The sequence below is a fragment of the Ciceribacter sichuanensis genome (assembly GCF_024055605.1).
Taxonomy (GTDB): Bacteria; Pseudomonadota; Alphaproteobacteria; order Rhizobiales; family Rhizobiaceae; genus Allorhizobium; species Allorhizobium sichuanense.
On record NZ_JAMXLX010000007.1, the window covers coordinates 228,626 to 254,146 of the forward strand.

The window sequence follows — 25,521 nt, forward strand, 5'->3', positions numbered from 1 at the left end:
AGCGTCTCCGTTATCTTCGGGATCGCTGCCGATGGGGCAGATAACAATTCAGTTTAATTGATCCGTCAATAAGAATCTGATTGATTGATCAAAATTCTTATAAAAAAAGATAATTGACACCAATGAGTTACGTGGATATCGTTTTTATATGACGGAAAAAAATAAAAAGATTTCAAGCCAAAGTGCGGCGCGGCAGCAGCAATTGCTGAAGGCCGCGCTGGATGTCGTGGCGCGCCGGGGACTGTCCGGAATCACGATCAACGACATCGCCGATGAGGCCGGCTGCAGCTATGGCGTCATCGCTTTTCACTTCAAGACGAAAGAAAAGATGCTGCTCGCCGTGCTCGATTTCCTGGCCGAAAGCTATGAGGAAATCTGGCGCAGCACGATCAGCGCCTCGGTCAGCTCGCCGGCGGAACAGCTGCGCAAGCTGGTCGATCTGGACTTCGACGCCCGCGTCGCGAAATCGAAATACCTGGCCGTGTGGATGGCCTTCTGGGCCGAGGCGAGCCGGGTGCCCGCCTACCGCAAGCGCTGCAACGAACTCAAGCTGCGTTCGCTCGCAGTCATAACCGAACTGGTGGCCGAACTTGCCGCGTTGCGCGCGGTGAAACTCGACCCCGATCTGGTAGCGCAGGGGCTCTACGCCATCACCGACGGGCGCTGGGTATTCAGCCACGTCACGGGACAGAACGGGCCTAACGACCGGGAGAATTCCCGTCGCGTCTGCCTTGCCTACCTCGCATCCTATTTCCCCTCGGATTTTTCCGTGGAGGAGCAGAAAGCCTGAAGCGCCTTCCGGGCACGCCCTGCCCGGCCGGCCGCCAACGATCTGGAGACAGGGAATGTATATCGAAAAGGGATCGCAGTGGAACGCTGCCGAACTTGAGACTGCCGCGCATGAACACCTGATCAGCCCCGCCGAAGAAATGGCGAAGCTCGGAACATCCGGCGGACGGCCGATGTTCGCCTCCGCTGATGGCGTCTACATCTGGGACAATCGCGGCCACAAGCTGCTGGACGGCCCGGGCGGCATGTGGTGCACCCAGGTCGGTTACAATTCGAAGCCGATCGCCGACGCCATTTCCGCACAGGCATTGCGCCTCTGCTACAACTCACCCTGGTATTCGCTCAGCGGACCGGCGGCCGAGCTTTCCAAGCACATCTCCGATTTCGCGCCGGGCGATCTCAATCACGTGTTCTTCACCACCGGCGGCTCGTCTGCCGTCGATTCCGCCCTGCGCTTCGTGCAGTTCTACAACAACGTCCTTGGCCGTCCGACCAAGAAGGCCATCATCTGCCGCATCGACGGCTATCATGGCAGCACGCACCTGACGGCCGCCTGCTCCGGTCGCGCGGGCAACCGTCCGAATTTCGATCTGGCGCTTGAGAATGTATCCTTCATCTCCGCTCCGAACGTCTTCCGTCGTCCGAAGGGCATGACGGAGGCCCAGTTCCTCGATCACCTGATCGCCGAATTCGAGGAACGGGTGAACACGCTCGGCCCGGACAATGTCGGCGCATTCCTTGCCGAACCGCTGCTTGCTTCCGGCGGCATTCTCATTCCGCCGAAGGGCTATCACGCTCGCATTCTGGAAATCTGCCGCAAGCACGACATCCTCTACATTTCCGACGAGGTCGTGACCGGCTTCGGCCGCTGCGGTCACTGGTTCGCGTCGGAGGAAGTCTTCGATATCGTTCCCGACATCATCACCTTCGCCAAGGGCGTGACGTCAGGCTACGTTCCGCTCGGCGGCTTCGTGATTTCCGACAAGGTCCTGTCTCGCGTCAGCGGCGAGAACGCCAAGGGCAGCTACTACACCAACGGCTACACCTATAGCGGTCACCCGGTAAGCTGCGCCGCGGCACTCGCCAATATCGAGGTGTTCGAGAAGGACAACATCCTCGAGCACGTTCGCGATATCGCCCCCTATTTCCAGGAAAAGCTGCAGGAACTGACGGCGCTTCCGCTGGTCGGCGACGTACGCGGCACCGGCCTTCTCGGTTGCGTCGAATGTGTCACCAATCCGGAAGACACGGAAGCCTCGGATTTCGACAAGCAGGTCGCGCTCCGCGTCGACCGCTACTGCTACGAAGGCGGCCTGATCGTGCGTCCGATCGGCAGCATGTGCGTTCTCTCGCCGGCGCTGATCATCACCAAGGAGCAGATCGACGAGATGGTCCGCATCCTGCGCGACAGCATCGTCAAGGTACAGAACGAGCTGAAGGCCGAGGGCCTATGGGGCTGACACCACAATGAGAAAGGCGCGGGCATCAATGTCCCGCGCCTTTCCCGCTTTCAAGGCTGCCGCAGTGCATAAAATGCCCGCGGAGCAGCAAGCAAGGTCAAACGGTGAGGTTCGCAAGCCATGAATGCCGATGCCGCAATGTCCAGAACCATCACCGAAGGCCGCCGCCTCGATCCCCTGCTGCAGCCGCTAACCATCAAGTCGCTGGTTCTGAAGAACCGCGTCATGAGCACCAGCCATGCGCCGTTTCTGGAAGAGGGCGGCATGCCGCTGGAACGCTACCAGCGCTACCATGAGGAAAAGGCAAAGGGCGGACTGGCGCTGACCATGTTCGGCGGCTCCTCCATGGTCGACAATGACTCGAGCTGGGGCGGCGCCGGACAGCTCAACATGGCGACCGACGACATCATTCCCCATCTGCAGCAGTTTTCCGAGCGCATCCATGCGCAGGGCGCCGCGATCATGTGCCAGATCTCGCATCTCGGCCGCCGCGCCGATGCGACCGTGCTCAACTGGCTTCCGGCAATGGCGCCCTCCCGATCGCGCGAAACCCAGCACCGGGCGTTTTCCCGCGAAATGGACGAACACGATATCGCCCGCGTGGTGAAGGCCTATGGCGAGGCTGCCCGGCGTTGTCGCGAAGGTGGTCTCGACGGCCTGGAAACCCTGACCGGCGGCCATCTGATCGGCCAGTTTTTCTCGCCCCGCACCAATTTCCGCAGCGATCGTTTCGGCGGCTCGCTGGAAAACCGGGTTCGCTTCGGCCTCATGGTGCATGAGGAAATCCGCCGCAACCTGCCTGATCACATGTTGCTCGGCATCCGCTTCGTCATCGACGAAGACATCGAGGACGGGCTGAATTTCGAGGACTGCCTGCGGATCGCGGAAATCTTCGAACGGGAAGGCCTCGTCGATTACTTCAACTGCATCTTCGGACGCATGGATACGGTGATCGCGCTCGCGGAACAGAACATGCCCGGCATGTCGGTTCCGCTCGGACCGTTCCTCGAACGGGTCGGCGCCTTCCGCCGGCAGACCAAGCTGCCGGTGTTCCATGCCGCACGCATCGCTGATCTCGCGACCGCCCGCCATGCCGTCCGCGAAGGCCTTGTTGACATGGTGGCGATGACGCGGGCGCATATGGCCGATCCGCAGATCGTCAACAAGCTGATGCGGGGAGAAGAAGACCGCATCCGGCCTTGCGTCGGCGCGTCCTATTGCATGCACAAAAAGGCGAACTGCATCCACAACCCGGCTTCGGGCCGCGAGACGCTGCTACCGCAGGTCATCGAGCCGACCACAGGTGAAAAAAAGAAGGTCGTCATCGTCGGCGGCGGGCCGGCCGGTCTCGAAGCTGCACGGATCTGCGCAGAACGAGGCCATTCGGTCGTGCTGTTCGAAGCGTCCGGCCAGCTTGGCGGGCAGCTGCTGCTGGCAGCCCGTGCCATCTGGCGCCGCGATCTTCTGGCCATCGTCGGCTGGCGCGAGCAGGAGCTTGCCCGTCTCGGCGTAGACGTCCGCTTCAACGTCTATGCCGGGGCCGAAGAGGTCGAGGCGGAAAACCCCGATATCGTTCTGGTGGCAACCGGCGGACTGCCCGATCTCGACTGGCTCGATGGCGGCGAACACTGTCTGAACGTCTGGGACGTGCTCGGCAGCTCGACCCCGATGACCGGCGACGTGCTTTTCTACGACGGCACCGGCCGCCACGAAAGCGCTGCAACGGCACTGCAGCTTTCGGAGAACGGCGCGGCGGTGCGGTACGTGACCGTGGATGAAGTGCTGGCGCAGGAGGTCGAATATTCGACACGCGCCGTCTATCGCAAGCAGTTCAAACAGGCCGGGATAGACATCACCTTCGACCACCGTCTCGTCGCCGTCACCCGCGGCGGCAACAACCGGCTGAGAGCGCTCTTCCATCACGAGTTGACGGATGAACCGCTGGAAATCGAGGCCGCCGCCGTGGTGGTGGATCACGGTACCGCGCCGCTCGACGAAGTGTTCCAGGCTCTTGTCGAAGGTTCACGCAATTCCGGCGTAACGGATAACGCGGCGCTGATGGCGGCAAAACGCCAGCCATACGATGCTGCCGGTTCCGGTTACGAACTCTACCGGATAGGCGATGCCGTCGCGAGCCGCAACGTGCACGCGGCCATGTTCGAGGCCTTCCGCCTCTGCATCGCATTCTGACATCAGGGACCTGATCCGGAAAACATGGGAGCGCGAACATGCAGATGATTTCCGGCGAAGACGTCCATCGCCTGCTCGGCTATCCCTCGCTGGTCGCCGCCTTGAAGACGGCACACCGGAACCCGGTCTATTCCGCCGGAGAGGCCATCCTTTCCGAGCCTGCCGACGGCGATCCGGAACGCGCCTTCATTACCCTGCCCGCCTGGCAGAAGGACGGGCTGATCGGCGTGAAGCTGGTCACCGTCTTTCCGGGAAACCCCTCGGAACATTCCGCCCGCCCCGCCAATCAGGGGCTCTACGTCTGTTTCGACCCCACCAACGGGACGCCGACGCTGGTCGCTGACGGTACTGCGCTGACGCTGCGCAAGACGGCCGCGGATACCGCACTCGGCATCGACTTCCTCGCATCGCCGGACGCACGCACGCTTCTCGTACTGGGTGCCGGCGCTCTTGCGCCGCATGTGATCGAGGCTGCACTTGCGGTCCGCCCCGGTCTTGTGCGGGTACAGATCTGGAACCGCACCCTGGAAAAAGCCGAAAGGCTCGCCGCATCGCTCACATTCGATGGTGTGTCCATCACCGCCGCCGCCGACCTGGCCGATGCACTGCCAATCGCCGATATCGTCGTCAGCGCCACCATGGCGACTGAACCGCTTGTTCGCGGCGCGCTGTTGAAACCGGGCAGCCACGTCAACCTGATCGGCAGTTGGCGGCCAGACATGCGCGAATGCGACGACGACACCATCCGCCGGGCTGAACTCTACACCGACAGCCGGGAGGCCTGCAGGGATTGCGGGGAGTTCTTCCAGTCGATCGAGAAAGGGCTGATGTCCTGGGACGACATAAAGGCGGATCTTTTCGACCTTTGCAGAGGCGATGCGACATCCTATTTATCCGGAGATGGCGTAACGCTGTTCAAGAATGCCGGCGGCGCGCATCTCGATCTCTTCACGGCGCAAGAATTGCTGGCCCGACACTCCGCGGGCCTGTAAGGAATGCCCACCCACCTTTCCAATCTACCACCAGTCAGGATGCCCCCATGCTGCAGAACAAGACACTGATCGAAAAGCTCAACTTCTATATCGATGGCGCTTGGGTCGCTCCGGCTGGAGGAACGCGGATCGACGTCATCAATCCGGCGAACGAAGAAGCCTATGCCGTCATTTCCGGCGGCACCGCAGGCGATATCGACCGGGCAGTTGCAGCCGCACGCAAGGCATTCGACAGCTGGAGCACCACGAGCCGCGACGAACGGCTCGCCTACCTGGAAAAGCTCGTGACCATCTATGAGCGCCGCATGGAGGACATGGCAGAGGCAATTACCGCCGAAATGGGCGCGCCGATCAAGCTTTCCCGCGAGTCCCAGGCGGTCTCCGGCGTTTCCCACCTGAAGGCCTTCATCAAAGCATTCAAGTCCTATGAATGGGAATACCTGCCGGACGAAACCCGCCCGAACCAGCGGATCGTGCATGAAGCCATCGGCGTCTGCGGCCTGATCACGCCGTGGAACTGGCCGATGAACCAGATTGCGCTGAAGGTCATCCCGGCAATTGCCGTCGGCTGCACCGTGATCCTGAAGCCGTCCGAGATCGCTCCAATGTCCGCGATGCTGTTTGCCGAGTTCATGGACGAAGCCGGGTTCCCCGCTGGTGTCTTCAACCTCGTCAACGGTGAGGGTGCCGTCGTCGGTGAAGCCCTCTCCAACCATCCGGACGTGGACATGATGTCGTTCACCGGCTCCACCCGCGCTGGTGCTGCCGTCTCCCGTGCTTCCGCATCCACCGTGAAGCGGGTATCGCTCGAACTCGGCGGCAAGTCGCCAAACATCGTCTTCGCCGACGTTGACCTCGCCGCAGCCATCGAGCGCGGCGTCAAGCATTGCTTCGAAAACACCGGGCAGTCCTGCAACGCGCCGACCCGCATGCTGATCGAGCGGTCCGTCTATGACGCGGCGGTCGAGATTGCCGCCAAGGCAGGTGCAAAGGTCGTCGTCGACGATCCGGCCAAGGACGGCGATCACATCGGCCCGCTTTCTTCCGGCGCGCAGTTCGAGAAGGTACAGGGCATGATCGAAAAGGGCATTGCCGAAGGCGCAAAGCCGGTACTCGGCGGCCTCGGTCGTCCCGAAGGCTTCAACCGTGGCTATTTCGTCCGCCCGACAATCTTCGCCGGCGTCAACAACGACATGGCGATTGCCCGCGAGGAGGTTTTCGGACCGGTACTGGTCATGATCCCCTTCGACACGGAAGAAGATGCGATCCACATCGCCAACGACACCGAATATGGTCTTGCCGCCTACATCCAGACCGGTTCGCCGGAACGCGCCCAGCGCGTCGCCCGCAAGCTGCGCGCCGGAATGGTGCAGATCAACGGAACCTCGCGCGCTCCGGGCATGCCTTTCGGCGGCTACAAGCAGTCGGGCATCGGTCGTGAGGGCGGCAAGTGGGGTCTCGAAGACTTCATGGAAGTCAAGCTGATCGCCGGCTGAGGCCAGCATCCGGCAGCGGTCCAAAGATCGCTGCGTCAGCGATAAAACATATAGACCCGGGCATGAAGCCCGGGTCTTTTTTATTGCTCCTTGGCCGAAGTAGATCGGACCTTCACGTCACGGGCCTGCTGTCAGTCCTGCCTCGTCATTCCACGAATTTGGCGATGCGAAACTTCCGCTTTTCCAGCTCGGGGAAATAGGTGGCCACGTCGAAATAGCTTTCCGGCGCATGAACCCCCGGCTTTTTCGGCAAGGCAAGGATGAGCTGCGCCGCGATCGAGCCATTCATCGAGGTGCAGGCGTCGACATAGGGACCATACATGTCATCGGGCGAAACCGTGACTTCGACGCGAACGGTGCGTTCGACGCCGCCCTTGCGGCCCCGGCCGATGGCGAAATGGATTTCGTGGCTGTCCTGCGCCGGGATCTTGCCGGCGTTCTTCCGGATATTGCGTTCGATCACCTTGTTGAGAACGTCGAGCGGCTTCACCTTGACGCCGCCGATCTCGACCGGTTCGTCGAAATCGCCGAAGCCCGCCTTGACCAGCCCGACCCAGGCCTCGTGCTCCCGATGCGGCAGATGCAGCTTCCAGGAAAATTCCCGGATGCCTTTTTCCCGGATGCCGTCGGCGAGCGGAACGGTAAGCTGTTCGGAGTGGGGCGAATGCATGAATTCGCAACGTCCCCACGGCTCCGGCAGATCGAGGAATTCGCTGCCGCTCATCGGCGGGCATTCCACATGCTTTCCGTCGTAGAACTGGGTGCTCGGATGGGCGTATTCGGCCAGCACCGTCGAGACACTGTAAGGCGGCACCAGCACGGGGTTCTCGTCGCCGACCAGTTCTGCGGCCCAATAGAGGTTGATCCGGTCGATCTCGTCCAGTTCATCGGCCACGGCCCGGCAGATGACGTTCGACATGCCGGGATCGGCACCGCAGCCGATGACGGCGGGCACGCCGGCCGCCTTGAAGCGATCGTCTTCGGCAAGCTGTTTGACGGTGTAGGTTCCGAGACCGCCAAGGTCCATGTAGGGAACCTTGAGTGCGAGGGCCGCCTCGAAAATCGTCATCTGGAAACCGAGCAGGGTCGGCACGCAGTTGATGCAGAGATCGGCACCGGCAATCGCCGCTTTCAACGCTTCGGCATCGGTCACGTCGAGATCGACCAGCGCGATGCGCGGGTCGCCGAGATCGTTCGCCAGCGCTTCCATCTTCTCCCGCGAGGCGTCGCAGAGGTGGATAGTCCCGATGTCGATGATGGTGCGGTCCGAAACGAGGTCGCGCACGATGCCTGCGCCCATGAAGCCTGCGCCGCCGAGAAGGGTGATAATCATTGATCTTTCCTTTGCATGCATGTTTCAGACGTGCTTGCGCCCGCCCTCTTCGTAGAACCAGTCGTCCGGATAGGGATACCACCAGCCCTGTACCGCCGGCTTGTGGTCGATGATGACCATCTTGGAGCGCCTGAAGGCATCGAGGCCAAGCTTCGACAGCTCCCGCCCGAGGCCGGATTTCTTCCAGCCGCCGAAAGGCAGGGCGTCGTTGTCGATCAACGGATTGTTGACCCAGACCATGCCCGCCTCCAGCCGGTCGGCAGCCTCCATGGCCTCCTCCAGCGAGGTGGTGAAGACGGAAGCCCCGAGGCCGAACTCGCTGTGATTGGCGCGTTCGATCGCCTCGTCGAAATCCCTGACCCGCATGACGGCGGCAACGGGACCGAAGCACTCCTCCCGCATGATCGCCATATCGGGCGTGCACCCGGTGAGAATGGTCGGCTCATAGAACCAGCCGGTCGGTTCGCTCTCGGGAATCTTCCCGCCGATCGCAACCTTGGCCCCCTTGGCCCTGGCGTCTTCCACCAGCCGGATGACCTTGGCCCGCGCCGCCTCGCTCACCAGCGGGCCAATCTCGGCGCGGGTGAGCCCGTTGCCGATCCGCAGCCGCTTCGTCTCGGCGACGAATTTCCCGACGAATTCGTCATGCACGGCATCGACGACGAAAAAGCGTTCGGCCGACGTGCAGACCTGCCCGGACATATGAAAGGCGGCAGTGACGGCACCGGGCGCGGCGACATCAAGCGGCGCGTTCGCGGTGATGATCATCGGGTCGGAACCACCCGCCTCGATCACCGCCGGCTTCATCTGGGCTGCCGCGGCCATGGCCACCGCCTTACCGGCTGCAACCGAACCCGTGAAGGCGACGGCATGGGTTTTCGGCGAAGCGATCAGCGCGGCGGCAAGCTCGGCGCCTCCCGGAAGGCAGGCGATCAGCCCCTCCGGCAAAGCTTCGAACACGGTCATGAATTCGAGCGTGGAAAGCGTCGTTGCGGGAGCAGGCTTGATGATGCAGGCATTACCCGAGGCAAGCGAGGCCGCAACCGTCCAGCACATCAGCAGGATCGGGAAGTTGAACGGCATGATATGCACGCTGACGCCGAGCGCCTCGTAGCGCGCATGCTGGAACGACCCCGCCTGCGTCGTGCCCGCAACCTTGCCCGCCTCATCACGCGCCATCTCGGCGAAATAACGGAAAGCGCCGGCACAATTCGCCACCTCGCCGATCGCCTCGGGATAGGGCTTGCCCATCTCGCGCGACATCAACTCCGCGCAACGCCGCATGTCGGTTGCCTCGATGCGGTTAGCAATGCGGTGAAGGATGGTGGCTCGCGTCTTCGCGTCTAGTCGCTTCCAGTCACGCTGCGCCGCCGTTGCGGCGGCAAGCACGGTTTCCATCTCGGCGGCCGTCGTCTCGGCAAAGCTGCCGACGGTCGCAAGCGTCGCCGGGTCGATCACCACATGGCGCTCGCCCTCGCTCTGAACATAGGCGGGGTGCCGGTAGAAAACGGGTTCGGCTGGATTGAACATATCAGTCATTTCCTTGGCATTCTGCGAACAAGCTTGTTTTGCCCCTCATCCGCCTGCCGGCACCTTCTCCCCGCAAGCGGGGCGCAGGAACAAAGCCGCAGCATTTCATCCCGCTCTCCCCGTCTGCGGGGAGAGGGCAGGGTGAGGGGCCAATTCTCGTTTAGCGGATCATGTAGACCTTCTTCACCGTCTCATGGACGGTGCATTCGCCCTTCCAGTCCTTCGGGAAGAAGGCTGCGGTATCGGGCGTGATCTCGATCACCTCACCGCTCTCATGCACATAGGTGCAGCGACCCTCGAGGAAGTGGCAGAACTCGTCGCTCGTGACATGGCAGAACCACTTGCCGGGCGTACAGATCCATAGCCCACTTTCGGATTCTCCGTTCGGTCCCTTGTAGATGACCTTGCCGGAGGTGCGGCTTTCGCCCTCGATCATGGTGGGGATCACGCCCCAGTCCTTGAGGTCGGTTTCCTCGAGCGGCTTGCGCATCAGGGGTGTCGCAGTCATGGGATGTTTCCTTTCGTTTTATCGGTCGGTCAGACCAGCATGTAGATGTTGCGCATGGTCTCGATCACGGTGCATTCGCCCGTCCAGCCGCCGGGGAACATGACGACGGTGCCCGGCTCCACCTCGATCACCTCGCCGGCATCCGAGCGGTAGACCGCGCGGCCCGCGACGAAATGGCAGAACTCGTCACGCGGAATGGAAAGCCGCCAGCGGCCCGGCGTGCAGACCCAGATGCCGGACTCCGGCTGGTTGTTCGGCCCCTTGAACACCAGCCGGCCGGAGGAATGAGACCGACCCTCCAGGCTGTCCGGCTGGTCGCCCCAGTCCACGAGATCGGAAAAGGTCGTCGCGTTATGGATATGCGGCGCCGAGGATTGGGTGGTATCAACCATTATAGGCACCGGTCTTCACGAGTTCATCGAGGATGCCGGCCGCCTTCTGCGGGCCGTTCCATGCCTGCATGTGGGCGCTGGTCGCCGCAAGCTTCGCCTTCATCGCAGGGCTGTTGATGCAGGCATCGAGCTTTTCCGCGAGATCCGCATCCGTCCAGTCGTAACGCGGCATCTTGAAACCGTGGCCGGTCTCGTCGACGCGCGTGGCGTTGTCGTGGCCGTCCCATACATAGGGCATGATGATCGCCGGCTTGCCGAAATAAAGGCATTCGGTGAAGGAGTTGTTGCCGCCGTGATGGATGACGGCGTCGACCTGCGGAATGACGGAGGGCTGCGGAAACCAGCTGTCGACGACGACATTGCCCGGCAGATTGTCATACTGGTCCTTGTAATCGCCGACATTGACGAGCGCCCGGTAGGGCAGCTTGCCGATGGTCGCGATCAGGCGTTTCAGGAGGTCCGTATCGCCGGCACCGAGCGAGCCGAAGGAAATATAGAGGAGCGGCTTGTCGTTGTTTTCAGCGAATGTCGGAACCTCGTAGGATTTTTCCTTGCGGACACAGCCCTCGAGATACTGGAACCGGTTCGGATCGAGCGGATGCTCGCGGTCGAATTTCACCGACTCAGGGTAGAGCAAGAGGTTCATGAAGGGCGAGGCCTCGAAGAACTGGCCGATCGGATAGGCCGCCTCTCCGCTCTCGGCAAGGAAGCCGTTGAAGTCGTCGTGGATCGGCTTGATGACCGCGTTGAAATGATCGCGATAGGCCGCATGGCAGGCAAAGTCCTTCTCGCCGCAGCCGGAAAGATGGGGCGGGATCTTCGGGTCCTCGATCTCGTTTTCCGAGCAGGAGATGATGCGTACCCAGGGCTTGCCGAACTGCTTGATCGCGGGGAAGAGAATGACGTTGTCGACGCAGATGAGGTCCGGCTTGATCTTCGCCAGCACGCCCGGCAGGTCCTTCTGCGCCCATTTGGCGCTATCGACGATCGCCGTCCAGCAATCCTTCACGTAGTTGTCGATCTGGTCGTAGGGGGATTTGCGGAAATTCGGGATGTGGCCATTGATGAAGTCCTCCCAGAACTTCGCCATCTGCTCGGGCGGCATCGGCTCGGAAAGGTTCACCGGATGGGCCTCGAAGCCGTATCCCTCATAGACCGAGACGAAACCGGGATCGGAGAGGAAGACGGCCTTGTGGCCGAGCGCCTCGACCGCCTGGGCAATGCCGACCGAGTTCAGCGCCGGGCCGAAGGCCGCCTCCGGAAAGAATGCAATTGTCTTGGACATGGTGTTCCCCTGTTCTCGTTTATTGGAAGAGCCGGCATTTCACCGGGTCGATGCCGAGGCTCAGCGTGTCGCCGATCCGCCAGGCACCCGCGCCGCTGGCCGGCACGCGAACCTGAAGCGGTGTCTCCGCGGCGGCGGTCTTGACGTGCAGCACGCGGTCGAGGCCGTGATAGGCGATCTCCGCGATTACGCCGGCGACCGGCAGGCTGCCGGAGGCCGCAACCGCGATATTCTCGGGCCGGACGGCAAGCGTCGCCGCACCGGGCCCGGCATCAGCCATCGCAAGCCGCAGGCCATCGGCCTCGAAGAGGCCATCCGTGCCGACCTTGCCGTCGATGAAATTCATCACGCCGATGAAGTTTGCGACGAAGCGGTCGGCCGGCCGCTCGTAGACTTCTTCCGGTGCCCCGACCTGCAGAAGGCGGCCATCCTTCAGGATCACCATACGGTCGGCCATGACCAGCGCCTCTTCCTGATCGTGGGTCACGATGATGAAGGTGATGCCGGCCTCATGCTGCATGCGCTTCAATTCGAGCTGCATCTTTTCCCGAAGCTTCTTGTCGAGCGCGCCGAGCGGTTCGTCGAGAAGCAGCACCTTGGGCCGCTTCACCAGGGCGCGGGCGAGCGCCACGCGCTGCTTCTGGCCGCCGGAAAGCTGTTCCGGCTTGCGCTCGGAAAACTGCGTCAGGTCCGTCATCGCCAGTGTCTCGTCGACCCGCCGGCGGATCTCAGCCTTGTCCAGCCGCTCCATTTCGAGCCCGTAGGAAAGGTTCTGCCGCACCGTCATGTGGGGGAAAAGCGCATAGGACTGGAACATCAGGTTGAGCGGCCGCTTCTCCGGCGGCAGCGGCGAGATGTCCTTGCCATCGAGTAGGATGCGGCCCGCACTCGGCGTCTCGAAGCCGGCGAGCATGCGCAGGAGCGTGGTCTTGCCGCAGCCCGAGGGACCGAGCAGCGCGAAGAATTCATTCTCGCGGATATCGAGCGAAATGCTGTCGACGGCGGTGATCGGCCCGAAGGTCTTGGCGACACTCTCGATGCGCAGGATCGGTGAACTGCTCATGGGACCTGCTGTTCTCTGTTCAGCCATTGCGAGATCAGGAGAACCGTCGCGCTGACCGCCATGACGATGGTGGCGAGCGCGTTGACCTCCGGCGTGATGCCGAAACGGATCATCGAATAGATCTGCATGGGGAGGGTGATGGACGAGCGGCCGGCGCCCGCCGTGAAGAAGGCGATGATGAACTCATCGACCGAAAGCGTGAAAGCGAGCAGCGCGCCGGCGACGATCGAGGGCAGGAGAACCGGAAAGGTCACGCGCCAGAAGGTCGTCCAGCCGGAAGCGCCGAGATCGCGCGATGCCTCGACGATGGAAAAATCGAAATGCTTGAGCCGGGCGCGCACGACCGAGCAGACGAAGGCAAGGTCGAAGATCACATGGCTGATGACGATGGTGTGCAGGCCCATCGTCAGGCCAAGCCGGGAGAAGAATGTGAGAAGAGCCACGGCAAGCACGATATCGGGGATGACCATCGGCGCAAACGCGAGCGCCTCCAGCCCGCTGCTCTTGCGCCGCCGCGTTTCCATGCCAAGCGCCAGCAGGGTGCCGAGCACCGTCGAGACCACTGTGGCGAAGACGGCGACGATCAACGTATTCCAGGCGGCGCGCAGAATATCGGTGTTGGAAAGAAGCGCCCCGTACCAGCGGGTCGAAAAACCGGACCAGGACGTCGGCAGGCCGCTGTCGTTGAAGGAGAGCAGCACCAGAACAGCAATCGGCAGATAGAGGAAGCCGAACACCAGCAACAGGACGATGCGGCCCGGCAGCTTACCGGAAAATGTGGCGTTCATTGCGCCGCCTCCCCTCTCCGCTCACCCGAAGCGTGAGCGGTGGCACGCGCCTGAACCAGCAGCAGCACGATCATCGTGGCGATCAGGGCCGCACCGAGAGCCGCGCCGAAGGGCCAGTCATTGGCCGTCAGGAACTGGTCGTAAACGAGATTGCCGACCATCTGGAAACGGCCGCCGCCGAGAAGCGCCGGCGTGACGAAATTGCCGATCGACAGCACGAAGACGAAGACACCGCCGGCCGCGACACCCGGCATGGTCAAAGGCAGGGTCACGCGCAGGAAGGTGCGTACCGGCCCGGCCCCGAGATCGCGCGAGGCCTCCATCAGCTCCGGGTTCAGCCGCGACAGCGTCGAATAGATCGCGAGGATGACGAAGGGCAGGTAGTTGTAGACGAGACCGGTGATGACGGCGGCTTCCGTATAAAGCATCGACAACGGCTCCCCGGTATAACCGAGCGAACGCAGCAGATTGTTGATGAGGCCCTCGCGGTTGAGCAGCACGATCCAGGCATAGGTGCGGATCAGGTAATTGCTCCAGAAGGGCAGCACCGCGAAGAACAGCAGGATCGGCTGGGTCATGCGCGGTGCGCGGCTGATCGCATACGCCGCTGGATAGGCAATGAGAATCGCAACGACCGTCGCCGTCAGGGCGATGCGGGCGGAATTGAGAAAGATCTTCGCGTAGAGCGGATCGACGACGCGGGCGAAATTCTCCAGCGTGAACGTGTATTCCACGCCACCCCAGACGCCGCGTTCGAAGAAGGCATAGCTCAGGACGAGCACGCATGGCACCACCATGAAGGCGACGAGCCAGGCGACGCCGGGCGCGGCGAGCAGGTTCGGTCTGGCGGCGTTGAAAGACAAAGGCATACTCCGGCGAAGCCAGGCCCGGCTTTCGCTCATCGATGGTTCATGAATGAATGACCGCCCATGGCGGCCGGAAACCATCCGCCGCCATGGAAGGATCAACCGGTCAGTTCGCGGCCTTGATCTCGCTCACGATGCGGGAATAGTCCTTCTGCGCGGAACCGAGATCGCGAAGAAGCTCGTATTTGACGAGATCGGCAGGCGCCATGGCCATGTTCGAATATTGCTCGGCAAGCGCCTTGTCGAGGCTTTCCATGGCAGCCTTGTTCGGCACCTTGTAGAGGATGTTCTGAGCAGCCCAGGCGTGGTTCTTGGCGTCGAGGATGAAGTTGATGAACTTCATCGCGGCATCCTTGTGCTCGGAACTCTTCATCACGACGATGGTGTCGATCCAGAGGTCGGAGCCTTCCTTCGGCACGACGAACTTAATCTCCTTGTTCTCGGTGATGCCGTAATTGCACCAGCCGTCCCAGGCATGCACGAGCGAAGCCTCGCCGGACACGAGCTTCGAATAGAAGGTCGTGTCGTCATAGGCGAGAAGCGTCTTCTTCGCCTCGATCAGGAGGTTCTTCACCTCCTCCAGCTTGGCCGGGTCCTTTTCGTTGACGGAATATCCCTTGGCGAGTTCGCCCGCCGCCATCAGCCAGCGGTCGGTCGCGAGCATCGTGGTCTTGCCCTTCAGGGCGTCTGTCGGCTGGAGCAGGTTCAGCCAGCTGTCCGGCGTGCCCTGAACGAGGTCGGACCGGTAGCAGAGACCGGTCGTGCCCCAGGTATAGGGAACGGAGAAGGCGTTGCCCGGATCATAGGCGAGCGTGGTCGCTTCCGGATAGAGATTGGCAAGGTTCGGCACAGCCGCCTTGTCGATCGGCTCCGCCAGCCCCTGCCCGTTCAGGATTTCTGCAAAAGGCGAGGAGACGAAGACGACGTCATAACCCTTGCCGCCGCTCGCCATCAGCTTGCCCATGATCTCTTCATTGGTGGCGTGGTTGACCACCTCGATCTCCAGCCCGGTCGCGGCCTTGAAGGCATCGGCGATATCCGGAGCCATGTAGCCATCCCAGTTCGAGATGACGAGATCGGCGGCGGATGCCGCGCCAGCCGCAAGGCTTGCAGCAAGAAGCACCGCGGCCGCAGAGGTCGCAGTCAGTCCGTTCTTCGCTTTCACGGAAGACTCCCTTGTTTCGATTGTTCCAGCCTCTTTGATGGGCACGCCGGTTCTCCGGTCTCATTCCCAGTCGAGTTGCAGTATTATTTAGAAAAAAAATACGTCAATAGGGGTCGTGCATTTTTGTGTGCGGAAACGAAAACCGGTTTTGACGCACTTGCTAAACTGCGACGCAAAGGGCAGCATGCACGGTCATGGAGAGTAGTTGCCGCCGATGAGCCAGGAACCGAAACGTACCAATTTCCGCCATGTCGAACTGGCGCAAAAAATACTGGATGTCGCCGGCGAGCGCGGAATGCTTCCCGGCGAACGGCTTGCCGAACAGGCACTGGCCTCCCTTTGCAATGTGTCTAGAACCCCGATACGCAAGGCTTTGCAGATACTTGCCGAGCGCGAACTGGTGGCGGCGGACACCGATGGCGGCTATTTCCTGGCGGTCGATCCCGTCGCCACGGGGCGTCTTGAGGATACGTCGGAAGGCGAAGGTGAAAACGAAATCTACGCCGCGATCCTGCGTGATCTTTCAGCTGGTCGCATCGGCGAAAGCCAGACGATTGCCGCCCTGCAGCGCCGCTATGAAGTCTCCCGGCAGACGGTACAAAATGCGCTGATGAAACTGGCAGAGGAAAGCCTCGCGGAGCGTGGTTCCGGCCAACAATGGGTGCTGAAGCAATTCGCCATCAGCGGCGATGCCACCGCCAAGAGCTATGAGTTCCGTCTGGCGACCGAACCGCTGGCGCTGACGCTGCCCGACTTCAAGCGCGATATCCCAGCCATGACGGCGCTTCGCCAGTCCATGCTGATCCTGCGCGGCATGAACGAGACGACCTTCGACCGGAAACTCTTCGACCGCACGGATTTCGATTTCCATCTATTGATCGCCCGCTCCTGCGGCAACCCCTTCATGGCGGAAGCGCTGACCAATCACCACCGGCGCCGGCGCGCGACGCCTCCAGCCGCGCACGTCAACGCCTTCCGCCTCATGCAGTCCAACCTCGAACACATCCAGATCCTCGAGCAGATCGAGCGTGGCCAGATGGAGCTTGCCGCCGATCTCATGCGTGTGCATATACAGCTTTCCCAGACCCAGCGTCCCCGGCTTGCCGGACGCGGCGTCCCTCCCGCCTTCAAGCTCGTCGCGCGTTAATCCTCCATGGCGCCAGTCAAAACCATCGCCCTCTTTCCTGAAGCGAGCTACGGCGCGGCGCTGAACTGCGTCGGCATCGCCCAGGAACTGCGGCGCATGGGTCATCGCCCGGTCTTTCTCTGTCATCCCGGTTTCAGCGGCGTTTTCGCGGAATACGGTTTCCCGGAATATCAACTCGCCGAGGCCGAAGCCGGAACTCAGACTGACTGGAACGACTTCATCGAGCGTCATCAGGATGCCTTCCGGCAAACGCCGCTGGAACAGGTCGAAAGCTATGTCGGCCCGACCTGGGATGCGATCGTCGACACGGCCATGCGGGTCGAGGAGCCGCTGCGCCAGCTTCTCGGGCGGCTGAAACCGGATGCGATCGTGCTCGACAACGTCGTCATGTTTCCGGCAATCGCGAATGCGGGTGTACCATGGATTCGCGTCGTCTCCTGCGCCGAAACGGAGATACCGGACGAGGACATGCCGCCCCATCTCTCCGGCTGCGGGGAAGATGACCGCGCCGCATGGGCGGTTTATTCCGAGCGCTACGAGAGAACCGTCGCTCCCGCGCACAAGCGTTTTTCCGCCTTTCTCGCGGATTGCGGGTTGAAAGCTCCGTCGGCGCCGATTTTTCTCGATGCCTCGCCCTGGTTGAACCTGCTGCTTGCGCCCGAGATCATCCGACATCGCCGCCGCGAGCCTCTCGATCCCGCGCAGTTCATCTTTCTCGATGGCTGCGTTCGCCATGAAGCGCCCTACACCCCGCCGCGTTTTGCGAGCCACAACGAAGCACCGCTGGTGCTGACGAGCTTCGGCTCGCTCGGGGCCATGGACGTGGACATGACGAAGCGGATGATTTCCGTCTTTGCCACCCTGCCATTCCGCTTCCTCGTCAATGCGGGCAACTGGCGGGAGGAATATCGCGAGGTGCCGGACAATGTCTTCATCGACAGCTGGTTCCCACAGCCCTCCGTAGTCGAACAGGCAAGCCTCTTCATCCATCACGGTGGCAATAATTCCTTCTGCGAGGCGCTCTATTACGGTGTTCCATCGCTCGTCATGCCCTATTGCTGGGACGGCCACGACAATGCGACGCGCGCCGCCGAAACTGGCGTCGGCCGAAAACTCGACCGCTACGGCTGGAGCGAGGCGGAGCTCGCCAGAGCGATCAAGGAACTACTCGGCGACAGGGACATGCATGCGCGGCTGAAGGCCAATGCGGCAGGCATGCGCAAGGCGGCCGGCGTGACGCGGGCAGCGGAAGAAATCGTCAGGGTCGCGACGGGCGCCAAGAGCGCCGCGCGGGCTTCCATCTAAACCTAGCGGGAGACATCGAATGCGTGACAGGCTCTTCATCGACGGCAAGTGGCAGGCCCCGGCGAAGGGCGGCACCTTCCCGGTCATCGATCCGGCAACCGAAGAGGTGGTGCATCGGGCGCCCGCAGGCACGAAGGAAGATATCGACGCTGCCGTGAAAGCCGCGCGCCTTGCCTTCGACCAGGGACCGTGGCCGAGACTTTCCGGCAAGGAGCGCGGGGCGGTCCTGCGTCGCATTTCGGAGATCATCCTCGCCCGCAAGCATGATCTTGCCCGGCTCGAAGTGATCGACAACGGCAAGCCCATGCCGGAAGCCGTCTGGGACATGGAAGATACGGCAGGCTGCTTCGCCTTCTATGCCGGCCTCGCCGAAGAGATGGACGACAACCCGGAAGAAGCGATCACGCTCGCAGAGCCCCGTTTCTCCTCGAAGGTCGTACGGGAACCGATCGGCGTCGCCGGCGCGATCATCCCCTGGAACTATCCGCTGCTGATGGCATCATGGAAGGTGGCACCGGCACTTGCCGCCGGCTGCACCATGGTGCTGAAACCTTCCGAACTGACGCCGCTCACCGCGCTGGAACTGGGTGCGATCGTGGAGGAAGCAGGGCTCCCGGCCGGCGTGCTGAACATCGTGACAGGCCTCGGCGCAGATGCCGGTCAACCGCTTTCGGAACATCCCGGTGTCGACAAGCTCGCCTTCACCGGCTCGGTTCCCACGGGTGCGAAGATCATGGCGGCGGCAGCGCGCGACATCAAGAATGTCAGCCTGGAACTCGGCGGCAAGTCGCCTTTCGTCGTCTTCGCCGACAGCGACATCGAAAAGGCTGTCGAATGGATCATGTTCGGCATCTTCTGGAACCAGGGGCAGGTCTGCTCGGCAACCTCGCGGGTTCTGGTGGAGGACAGCCTTTATCCAGCTCTCATGGAGCGGCTTGTCGCCGAATCCGCGAAAATCCGCATCGGCAACGGGCTTGAGGATGGAACGCTGCTCGGCCCGCTCGTCTCGAAGGGTCAGTATGACAAGGTTCTGGCCGCCATCGAGCGCGGCAAGGCCGAAGGTGCTGTCGTCGCCGGCGGCGGCAAGCGGCCCGCCGGTCTCGACAAGGGGTATTTCCTCGAGCCGACCATCCTCACCGACATGGCAGAGGACAGTTTCGTCTGGACCGAGGAAATCTTTGGCCCCGTCGTCTGCGTCAGACCGTTCAGGGACGAAGCGGATGCGATCCGCATGGCGAACGACAGCCGCTTCGGCCTCGCCGCAGCCGTCATGTCGAAGGACAAGGCCCGCTGCGAACGGGTCGCCAGGGCCTTCCGCGCCGGGATCGTATGGATCAACTGCTCGCAGCCCACCTTCACCGAAGCGCCGTGGGGCGGCTACAAGCAGTCAGGCATCGGCCGCGAACTCGGCCGCTGGGGTCTCTCGAATTATCTGGAGACCAAGCAGATCACCTCATTCAACAGCGAGGAACCGTGGGGCTGGTACATCAAGCCCGCGTAAGAGTGGGCGCCAGACGCGATCTACCGCAGCCATTCGTCCGTCAGGTCCCTTTTTCGCGCGGTTTGTTCAGCGATCCGTTCCACCATGCTGTCGCTGCGCACGACGATATAGACCAGCGCACTCAGGACCGGAACGAATACCAGCGACAGGTACCATATGACTTTCGCTCGCCCGCTCAATTGCCTGTCACGCGCCAGATCCCTGATGGCAACCACCACGATGACAAGGCAGGCCACCAGAGCGAGAGCCGCGAAAACGTATATGGCGCTGTTCTCCATATCCTTCGTGAGCATGATCTTATCCTTTACAATTGCCCGGAATGAAGGGCGATAAACCATTCATGTGATTGCCCCGGCGCAGATCATCAAAGCATCGTCGAGGGCGGATGCCGCAGGGCGAGGCCGAAACCGACGATGGAAGACCCGGTGAGCAGAAGGTCGGTCGCGACAATTACATCCCACGCCACTCCGATTGCCGCGAACCGCTCGAGAATAGCCCAGCCGACGCAGAAAAGGCTGGTCAGCCCGCCCGCCATTAGAGAGGCGGTTCCCTTGCCGGGTTCGAGGGTCGCTCCAATCCATAGCCTCAACGTTCCAAGTGCAACGAAGACGAGACAGAAAAGCGCGAACTCCGATGGGGCCACCAGTTGCGCATCCCTTGAAAGCATGAGCCCCAAACTGATCTGCAGAATGCCAGCGGCAATCCAGTCCAGATAGAGTTCCGGCCGCGACAGGCGGATGATGATGATCCCGGTGAGCAATCCCCCGAACATGGCCCCCATGCCCGGCCAATAGCCGTTCATGCCCCAACGGGTCAGCGTGTTCATGAAGGACAGCACCGCGAGATCGACGAGAAGAATCCCCAATGCAACAATCCGTATCCAATCCGAGGGCTGCCGGAAGCGATTGACGATGATCCTGCGCCTGCTCGATACCGCCTGATGGATCACATCGAAAACAGCCGGGACGCGCGCGGCGGATAGCGCGCGTCCCGGTTGATGTCCGAGATAGGGGAATCTTACGGACATCACCAACCCTCGACCGCGGGGCTCCGAACGAGAGTCGGTATACGAAGAACTCCTGGAGTGCGGCCTCTCCCCATTTTCAGTTCGTCGTGAGCGGCGCTGCGAGCAGCGTATCGACGTCGAGGACCAGCCATCGCGGCGGTCAAATCATCATCACCGGCCTTACTCCACTCCACCATTTCAATCTGGCTCCCCCATCCGATGGCGCTGGAACGGAACCGGCTGGCAGCCGCCAGAGACCAGATCATTTGCCAACATCACCTTTATATATACAAACGAAACGTTTGTAAATTTGCAGAACGCAAATTTTCCACACGACAGTGCGCGTGTCGCCTTGTGAAAACGGCTCAAGCGGGTGCGGAGACCCTTGGGAACGAAGGGCTGGAAACAGGAAAGAGATGGAGACCGGCAGGCTGGATTTTGAAAACTCGCCCGTTCCACGTTCAGGAAGGAACACAGTGACCTGCTTCAGGGGCTGAAGTGCAGGATCGCCTTTACCAGCGCGGCGCTGTCAGTTCATTTCGTCAGGCTGGCGAGGATCGTCCTGATATACAGGCTACCATCCGGGGAAATGTTGAAGCCGCCCTTCCCCAAGGCCCATTCGATGACGAGGCCGCTGATGGTCGCACTGACCATAGAAGCCGCCTTCTGGGGCGTCCATGGCGGCGGCATACCGGTGTCGCGCTCCACCGCCTGAAAGATCCGGACGAAGATGCTGTTGATCTCCTCGCGAAACGTGGACCCGCCGGGTTCGTCCTTTTCGGAAAGTGCGATGTCCAACCGTATCATGCCCCGGAGCAGTCCCTGCTGACGCGGGTCGTTCTCCATCTGGTCGAACAGATCGGCGATAATATCTCCGAGCTTCTTCAAGGAAGCCGCACCGTTATTCGGCGCAAGTTCGTCAGCCAGTATACGAAACGGCTCCTGCGCGGCATCGCGCAATGCGAGCAGAAGACCCTGCTTGTTCTTGAAGTGCCAATGCACCGCCCCGCGTGTCACTCCGGCGAGCGCGGCGATCTCCTCTAGCGTTACGTCCTCGTAGCCCTTTTCGAGAAAAAGATCCTCGGCCGCCTGCAATATCTGCCGACCTGTCTCCGCTGCCTGCTCTTTCGTTCTCCTCACGGTGTTTCTCCATTCTCGTTTTATTATTCAGCAAGAGGAAGGCCGGATATCGGGGACCGGACCAATACGTCCCATCGATAGCAGATAGACCGCAGTTATCATTGACGAAACGCCAGTGCGGCATACCTTTCCCGAACATGCTGTCAAGCTTTGCCAATCTTGCAATCCAAATCCGGGTAGTGCCCGAAATCGAAACACATCACCTCACTGAGAATGTTTCTGCCGTGTTTAAAAGTGCCCCATGCCCGAAGCAGTGGCTTGAGCGCAAATGCAGGCTTCCCGTTTCTGATTGCGGCTGATGGAAGCGTCCGTCCCCGATCTGGTCCATCGGGACTGAAAACCGGATCCACTCATCGATGACGAAGTGGGCGGTTATAGCAACCCCGGACGAAAACGTGTCCGGGGCTGCGATTGGCAAAGATCTCAGGCCGTCGCCTCTTCCGTCTTCGTCGGCTTGCTTCGGGTGAAAAGCCGATTCACCAGCACGAAGAATACCGGCACGAAGACGATGGCGAGCAGCGTTCCGGTAACCGTACCGAAGAACGTGGCAAACCCGATCGCCTGACGCGCGCCGGCACCTGCGCCACTTGAGAGAACCAGCGGAACGACGCCGAGACCAAAGGCAAGCGACGTCATCAGGATTGGACGGAAGCGAAGCTTCGCCGCCTCGCAAACCGCTTCGAACGCCGACTCTCCGAGCTGCAACATCCGCTCGCGAGCGAACTCCACGATCATGATTCCGTTCTTGCCGGTAAGGCCGACCACGGTCAGCAAGCCAACCTGGAAGTACACGCCGTTCGACTGTCCGCCGATCTGAGCACCGATCAGCGCACCCAGGATACCGACCGGCATCGCAAGCAGCACGGCGATCGGGATCGTCCAGCTTTCATAAAGTGCGGCAAGGCACAGGAACATGGTCGCCAGCGCGAGAGCGTAGAGCGGAAGCGCTCCCGCTCCGGCATCCTTTTCCTCCAGCGAAAGGCCCGTCCACTGCAGGCTGAAGCCCGGCGGGAGCTTGGCAGCGAGACTTTCCATCTCGACAAGCGCATCACCGGAAGAAAAGCCCGGCGCCGACGAGCCGTCGATCTGCATCGCCGGCAAGGCGTCGTAACGGCTGACCTGCTGCGGGCCGAAGACCCAGTCCTGCGTGGCGAACGTGGAGAAGTCGACGAAATCCCCGTTCGAGTTCGGCACGCGCCAGAGCGCCAGATCTTCCGGTCCCGTACGAGCCCAGGGCTCGCCCTGAACGTAAACCCGCTTCATACGGCCTTCATAGAGGAAGTCGTTGACGTAGGAACTCGACCATATCGTGGTGAGAAATGAACCGACATCCGACGCACTCAAGCCCACAGCGCCTGCCTTGCCCCAGTCGATGTTGAGTTCGAACTGCGATGCGTCCTCAACCCCGTTCGGACGGACAGCCATCAGCTTGTTGCTTTGCGCCGCCATGCCGAGCAAGGCGTTGCGTGCCTCCAGCAGCTCTTCATGACTTTGGCCGGAGCGTGCCTGAATGTAGCCCGAGAAGCCGTTGGACGTGCCGAGTTCCATTACCGCCGGCGGTACGATCGGCACGACAATTGCTTCGCGGATGCCGCCCATCAGCGGACCGAAAGCACGGCCTGCGATGGCCTGAGCCGAGTTTTCCGGCCCCTTGCGCTCTTCCCAATCCTTCAGCTTGATGAACATCATGCCCATGTTCTGGCCCTGACCGGCGAAGGAGAAGCCGTTTACGGAGAAGACGGCATCCACATTCTTGCCTTCGGCATTCATGAAGTAGCCTTCGACCTGACGCAGGAGTTTCTCTGTATTCTCCGCCGTGCCACCGGAGGGGGCCTGGACGATCGTAAACAGCGTGCCCTGATCTTCATCCGGAAGGAACGAGGTCGGCGTGCGCAGGTAGAGGCCGACCATTCCCGCCACCAGAACCAGGTAGACGACGAACATCCGCAGCGGACGCCGGGCCGTGACCCCAACGATGCTGCCATAAATCGCCGTCAGTCGGGAGAAATAGCGCTCGAACCAATTGCCAAACCGTTTTCCCAGCCCCTTGCTGCTGTCATGCGAATGCGCCTTGAGCAGGGTTGCGCAGAGCGCCGGAGTGAAGATCAGCGCGACGAGAACCGAGAGCGCCATTGCCGAAACGATGGTGACGGAGAACTGCTTGTACATTTCCCCCGTCGAGCCGCCGAAGAAGGCCATCGGCACGAAAACCGCGGAAACGACCATGGCGATACCGACGAGCGCTCCCGAAATCTCGCCCATCGACTTCTTCGTCGCGGCGACGGGATCGAGATGTTCGTCACGCATGATGCGTTCGACGTTTTCCACCACCACGATGGCGTCATCGACCAGAAGCCCGATCGCGAGCACCATGGCAAGCATGGTCAGCGTGTTGATGGTGAAACCAAGCGCCGCCATGATACCGAAGGTTCCGAGAAGAACCACCGGAACCGCGAGCGTCGGAATGAGCGTCGCCCGGAAGTTATGCAGGAACAGCAGCATCACCAGGACGACAAGGACGATCGCCTCGATGAGCGTGTGGATCACCGCTTCGATGGAGAGGGAAACGAAGGGCGTCGTGTCATAGGGGATGACATAGCTGACGCCGGCCGGCAGGAATTCGGCGAGATCCGCCACCTTTGCCTTGATGAGTTCGGCCGTTTCGAGCGCGTTCGCGCCCGAAGCGAGCTGGATCGCCATGCCCGCCGCGGGCTTGCCGTTATAGAAGCTGGAAATTTCATAGTTCTCGGAGCCAAGCTCGGCACGGGCGACGTCCCGCAGCAGGACAAGCCCGCCGTCCGTGTCGGCGCGCAGCACGATCCGCTCGAAATCCTCCGGCGTCTTGAGCAGCGACTGGGCGGTTACGGTCGCATTCAGCTGCTGACCTTCCGGCGCGGGCATTGCACCGAAACTGCCTGCGGAAATCTGCGCGTTCTGGGCGCTGATCGCCGAGACGACCGTATCGGGGGACAGGTCGTAATATTTCAGCTTCTGCGGGTCGAGCCAGATCCGCATCGCATATTCGGAACCGAACACCTCGACCTTGCCCACGCCCGACAGGCGCGAGATGGGTTCTACCATATAGGAGTTCAGATAGTCCGCCAGATCGATTGCAGTGCGCGAACCATCTTCCGAAATCAGGCCGACAACCATGAGATAGCCGGTTGCCGATTTTTCGACGGTGACGCCCTGGCGGGTAACCGCTTCCGGCAGGTTTGCCTCGGCCTGGCTAAGCTTGTTCTGCACCTGCACCTGGGCGATGTCGGGATCGGTCCCCAGCGTAAAGGTCAGTGTGATCGTCGCCCGGCCAGTCGATGTGGTCGAGGAGTTGATGTAGCGCAGTCCGTCGAGGCCGGTCATGTCCTTTTCGATGATCTGAACGACGGTATCGGCTACGGTCTCTGCCGAGGCTCCGGGATAGGTCGCGCCGATGACGATGGATGGTCCGGCAATCGAGGGATACTGCGAGATGGGCAGCCGAAGGATGGAAAGTATCCCGAGGCCCATGATGATGATTGCGATCACCCAGGCAAAGATCGGGCGGTCGATGAAGAAGCGCGCCATG

Annotated in this window: 21 protein-coding genes; 8 read left to right on the forward strand and 13 right to left on the reverse strand. The window is 61.5% G+C overall.

From position 1 onward, the window contains the following. Window positions 1-148: 148 nt before the first annotated feature. From NBH21_RS20270 to NBH21_RS20290, 5 genes are all read left to right on the forward strand, one after another. On the forward strand, window positions 149-790 hold the full coding sequence (locus tag NBH21_RS20270) for a TetR family transcriptional regulator C-terminal domain-containing protein (RefSeq protein ID WP_250914290.1): 642 nt from the start codon (window positions 149-151) through the stop codon (window positions 788-790). A 55-nt stretch (window positions 791-845) separates the two neighbouring features. Continuing rightward, window positions 846-2,249 carry an aminotransferase gene (locus tag NBH21_RS20275; RefSeq protein ID WP_250914289.1) on the forward strand — a complete coding sequence of 468 codons (1,404 nt, stop codon included), beginning with the start codon at window positions 846-848 and terminating at the stop codon, window positions 2,247-2,249. 138 nt (window positions 2,250-2,387) lie between these two features. Further along, window positions 2,388-4,439 carry an NADH:flavin oxidoreductase gene (locus NBH21_RS20280; RefSeq protein ID WP_250914288.1) on the forward strand — a complete coding sequence of 684 codons (2,052 nt, stop codon included), beginning with the start codon at window positions 2,388-2,390 and terminating at the stop codon, window positions 4,437-4,439. A 38-nt stretch (window positions 4,440-4,477) separates the two neighbouring features. Continuing rightward, window positions 4,478-5,431, forward strand: coding sequence for an ornithine cyclodeaminase family protein (locus NBH21_RS20285; RefSeq protein ID WP_250914287.1), 954 nt, complete (start codon window positions 4,478-4,480; stop codon window positions 5,429-5,431). A gap of 47 nt (window positions 5,432-5,478) precedes the next feature. After that, window positions 5,479-6,927 carry an aldehyde dehydrogenase family protein gene (locus NBH21_RS20290; protein ID WP_250914286.1) on the forward strand — a complete coding sequence of 483 codons (1,449 nt, stop codon included), beginning with the start codon at window positions 5,479-5,481 and terminating at the stop codon, window positions 6,925-6,927. Window positions 6,928-7,072: 145 nt separating this feature from the next. Here NBH21_RS20290 and NBH21_RS20295 read toward each other — a convergent pair whose 3' ends face one another. The 9 genes from NBH21_RS20295 to NBH21_RS20335 all read right to left on the reverse strand — a co-directional run bounded on the left by NBH21_RS20295 (window position 7,073) and on the right by NBH21_RS20335 (window position 15,857). After that, window positions 7,073-8,260: a saccharopine dehydrogenase family protein gene (locus NBH21_RS20295; protein ID WP_250914285.1), complete on the reverse strand. Its 1,188-nt coding sequence runs from the start codon at window positions 8,258-8,260 to the stop codon at window positions 7,073-7,075. Window positions 8,261-8,284: 24 nt separating this feature from the next. After that, a complete protein-coding gene (locus NBH21_RS20300; protein ID WP_250914284.1) occupies window positions 8,285-9,799 on the reverse strand; it encodes an aldehyde dehydrogenase family protein in 1,515 nt (504 codons plus the stop codon). A gap of 151 nt (window positions 9,800-9,950) precedes the next feature. Continuing rightward, the gene (locus tag NBH21_RS20305; protein WP_064333342.1) at window positions 9,951-10,298 is read right to left on the reverse strand and encodes a cupin domain-containing protein; all 348 of its coding nucleotides are present in this window, start codon (window positions 10,296-10,298) and stop codon (window positions 9,951-9,953) included. A 29-nt stretch (window positions 10,299-10,327) separates the two neighbouring features. After that, complete coding sequence (locus tag NBH21_RS20310) at window positions 10,328-10,690, reverse strand: cupin domain-containing protein (RefSeq protein WP_112829621.1); 363 nt, start codon at window positions 10,688-10,690, stop codon at window positions 10,328-10,330. After that, window positions 10,683-11,975 carry a nucleotide disphospho-sugar-binding domain-containing protein gene (locus tag NBH21_RS20315; RefSeq protein ID WP_250914283.1) on the reverse strand — a complete coding sequence of 431 codons (1,293 nt, stop codon included), beginning with the start codon at window positions 11,973-11,975 and terminating at the stop codon, window positions 10,683-10,685. Before NBH21_RS20315 ends, NBH21_RS20310 begins: the two co-directional genes overlap by 8 nt. A 19-nt stretch (window positions 11,976-11,994) precedes the next feature. Further along, on the reverse strand, window positions 11,995-13,065 hold the full coding sequence (locus NBH21_RS20320; RefSeq protein WP_425340454.1) for an ABC transporter ATP-binding protein: 1,071 nt from the start codon (window positions 13,063-13,065) through the stop codon (window positions 11,995-11,997). Continuing rightward, complete coding sequence (locus NBH21_RS20325; RefSeq protein WP_250914281.1) at window positions 13,035-13,826, reverse strand: ABC transporter permease; 792 nt, start codon at window positions 13,824-13,826, stop codon at window positions 13,035-13,037. Before NBH21_RS20325 ends, NBH21_RS20320 begins: the two co-directional genes overlap by 31 nt. Next, window positions 13,823-14,695 (reverse strand): ABC transporter permease, encoded by an 873-nt coding sequence (locus tag NBH21_RS20330; RefSeq protein ID WP_099061130.1) that lies wholly within the window; start codon window positions 14,693-14,695, stop codon window positions 13,823-13,825. Before NBH21_RS20330 ends, NBH21_RS20325 begins: the two co-directional genes overlap by 4 nt. A gap of 103 nt (window positions 14,696-14,798) precedes the next feature. Beyond that, on the reverse strand, window positions 14,799-15,857 hold the full coding sequence (locus NBH21_RS20335) for a polyamine ABC transporter substrate-binding protein (protein WP_250914280.1): 1,059 nt from the start codon (window positions 15,855-15,857) through the stop codon (window positions 14,799-14,801). 214 nt (window positions 15,858-16,071) lie between these two features. Here NBH21_RS20335 and NBH21_RS20340 point away from each other — a divergent pair, with 214 nt between their 5' ends. Genes NBH21_RS20340 through NBH21_RS20350 form a run of 3 tightly spaced genes read left to right on the forward strand, consistent with a single transcriptional unit; the run spans window position 16,072 to window position 19,810 of the window. After that, on the forward strand, window positions 16,072-17,004 hold the full coding sequence (locus NBH21_RS20340; protein ID WP_250914279.1) for a GntR family transcriptional regulator: 933 nt from the start codon (window positions 16,072-16,074) through the stop codon (window positions 17,002-17,004). Between the two features lie 6 nt (window positions 17,005-17,010). Continuing rightward, complete coding sequence (locus NBH21_RS20345) at window positions 17,011-18,309, forward strand: glycosyltransferase (protein WP_250914278.1); 1,299 nt, start codon at window positions 17,011-17,013, stop codon at window positions 18,307-18,309. Window positions 18,310-18,328: 19 nt separating this feature from the next. Beyond that, the gene (locus tag NBH21_RS20350; RefSeq protein WP_250914277.1) at window positions 18,329-19,810 is read left to right on the forward strand and encodes an aldehyde dehydrogenase family protein; all 1,482 of its coding nucleotides are present in this window, start codon (window positions 18,329-18,331) and stop codon (window positions 19,808-19,810) included. 20 nt (window positions 19,811-19,830) lie between these two features. Here NBH21_RS20350 and NBH21_RS20355 read toward each other — a convergent pair whose 3' ends face one another. The 4 genes from NBH21_RS20355 to NBH21_RS20370 form a co-directional block, all read right to left on the reverse strand. Continuing rightward, window positions 19,831-20,103: a PLDc N-terminal domain-containing protein gene (locus NBH21_RS20355; RefSeq protein ID WP_250914276.1), complete on the reverse strand. Its 273-nt coding sequence runs from the start codon at window positions 20,101-20,103 to the stop codon at window positions 19,831-19,833. Window positions 20,104-20,174: 71 nt separating this feature from the next. Next, window positions 20,175-20,837, reverse strand: a complete 663-nt coding sequence (locus NBH21_RS20360) for a hypothetical protein (protein WP_250914275.1) — start codon at window positions 20,835-20,837, stop codon at window positions 20,175-20,177. Between the two features lie 513 nt (window positions 20,838-21,350). Next, entirely contained in the window at window positions 21,351-21,956 is a 606-nt protein-coding gene (locus NBH21_RS20365) for a TetR/AcrR family transcriptional regulator (protein WP_250914274.1), read from the reverse strand. Between the two features lie 423 nt (window positions 21,957-22,379). Then, window positions 22,380-25,520: an efflux RND transporter permease subunit gene (locus NBH21_RS20370; protein ID WP_250914273.1), complete on the reverse strand. Its 3,141-nt coding sequence runs from the start codon at window positions 25,518-25,520 to the stop codon at window positions 22,380-22,382. Window position 25,521: the final 1 nt, after the last annotated feature.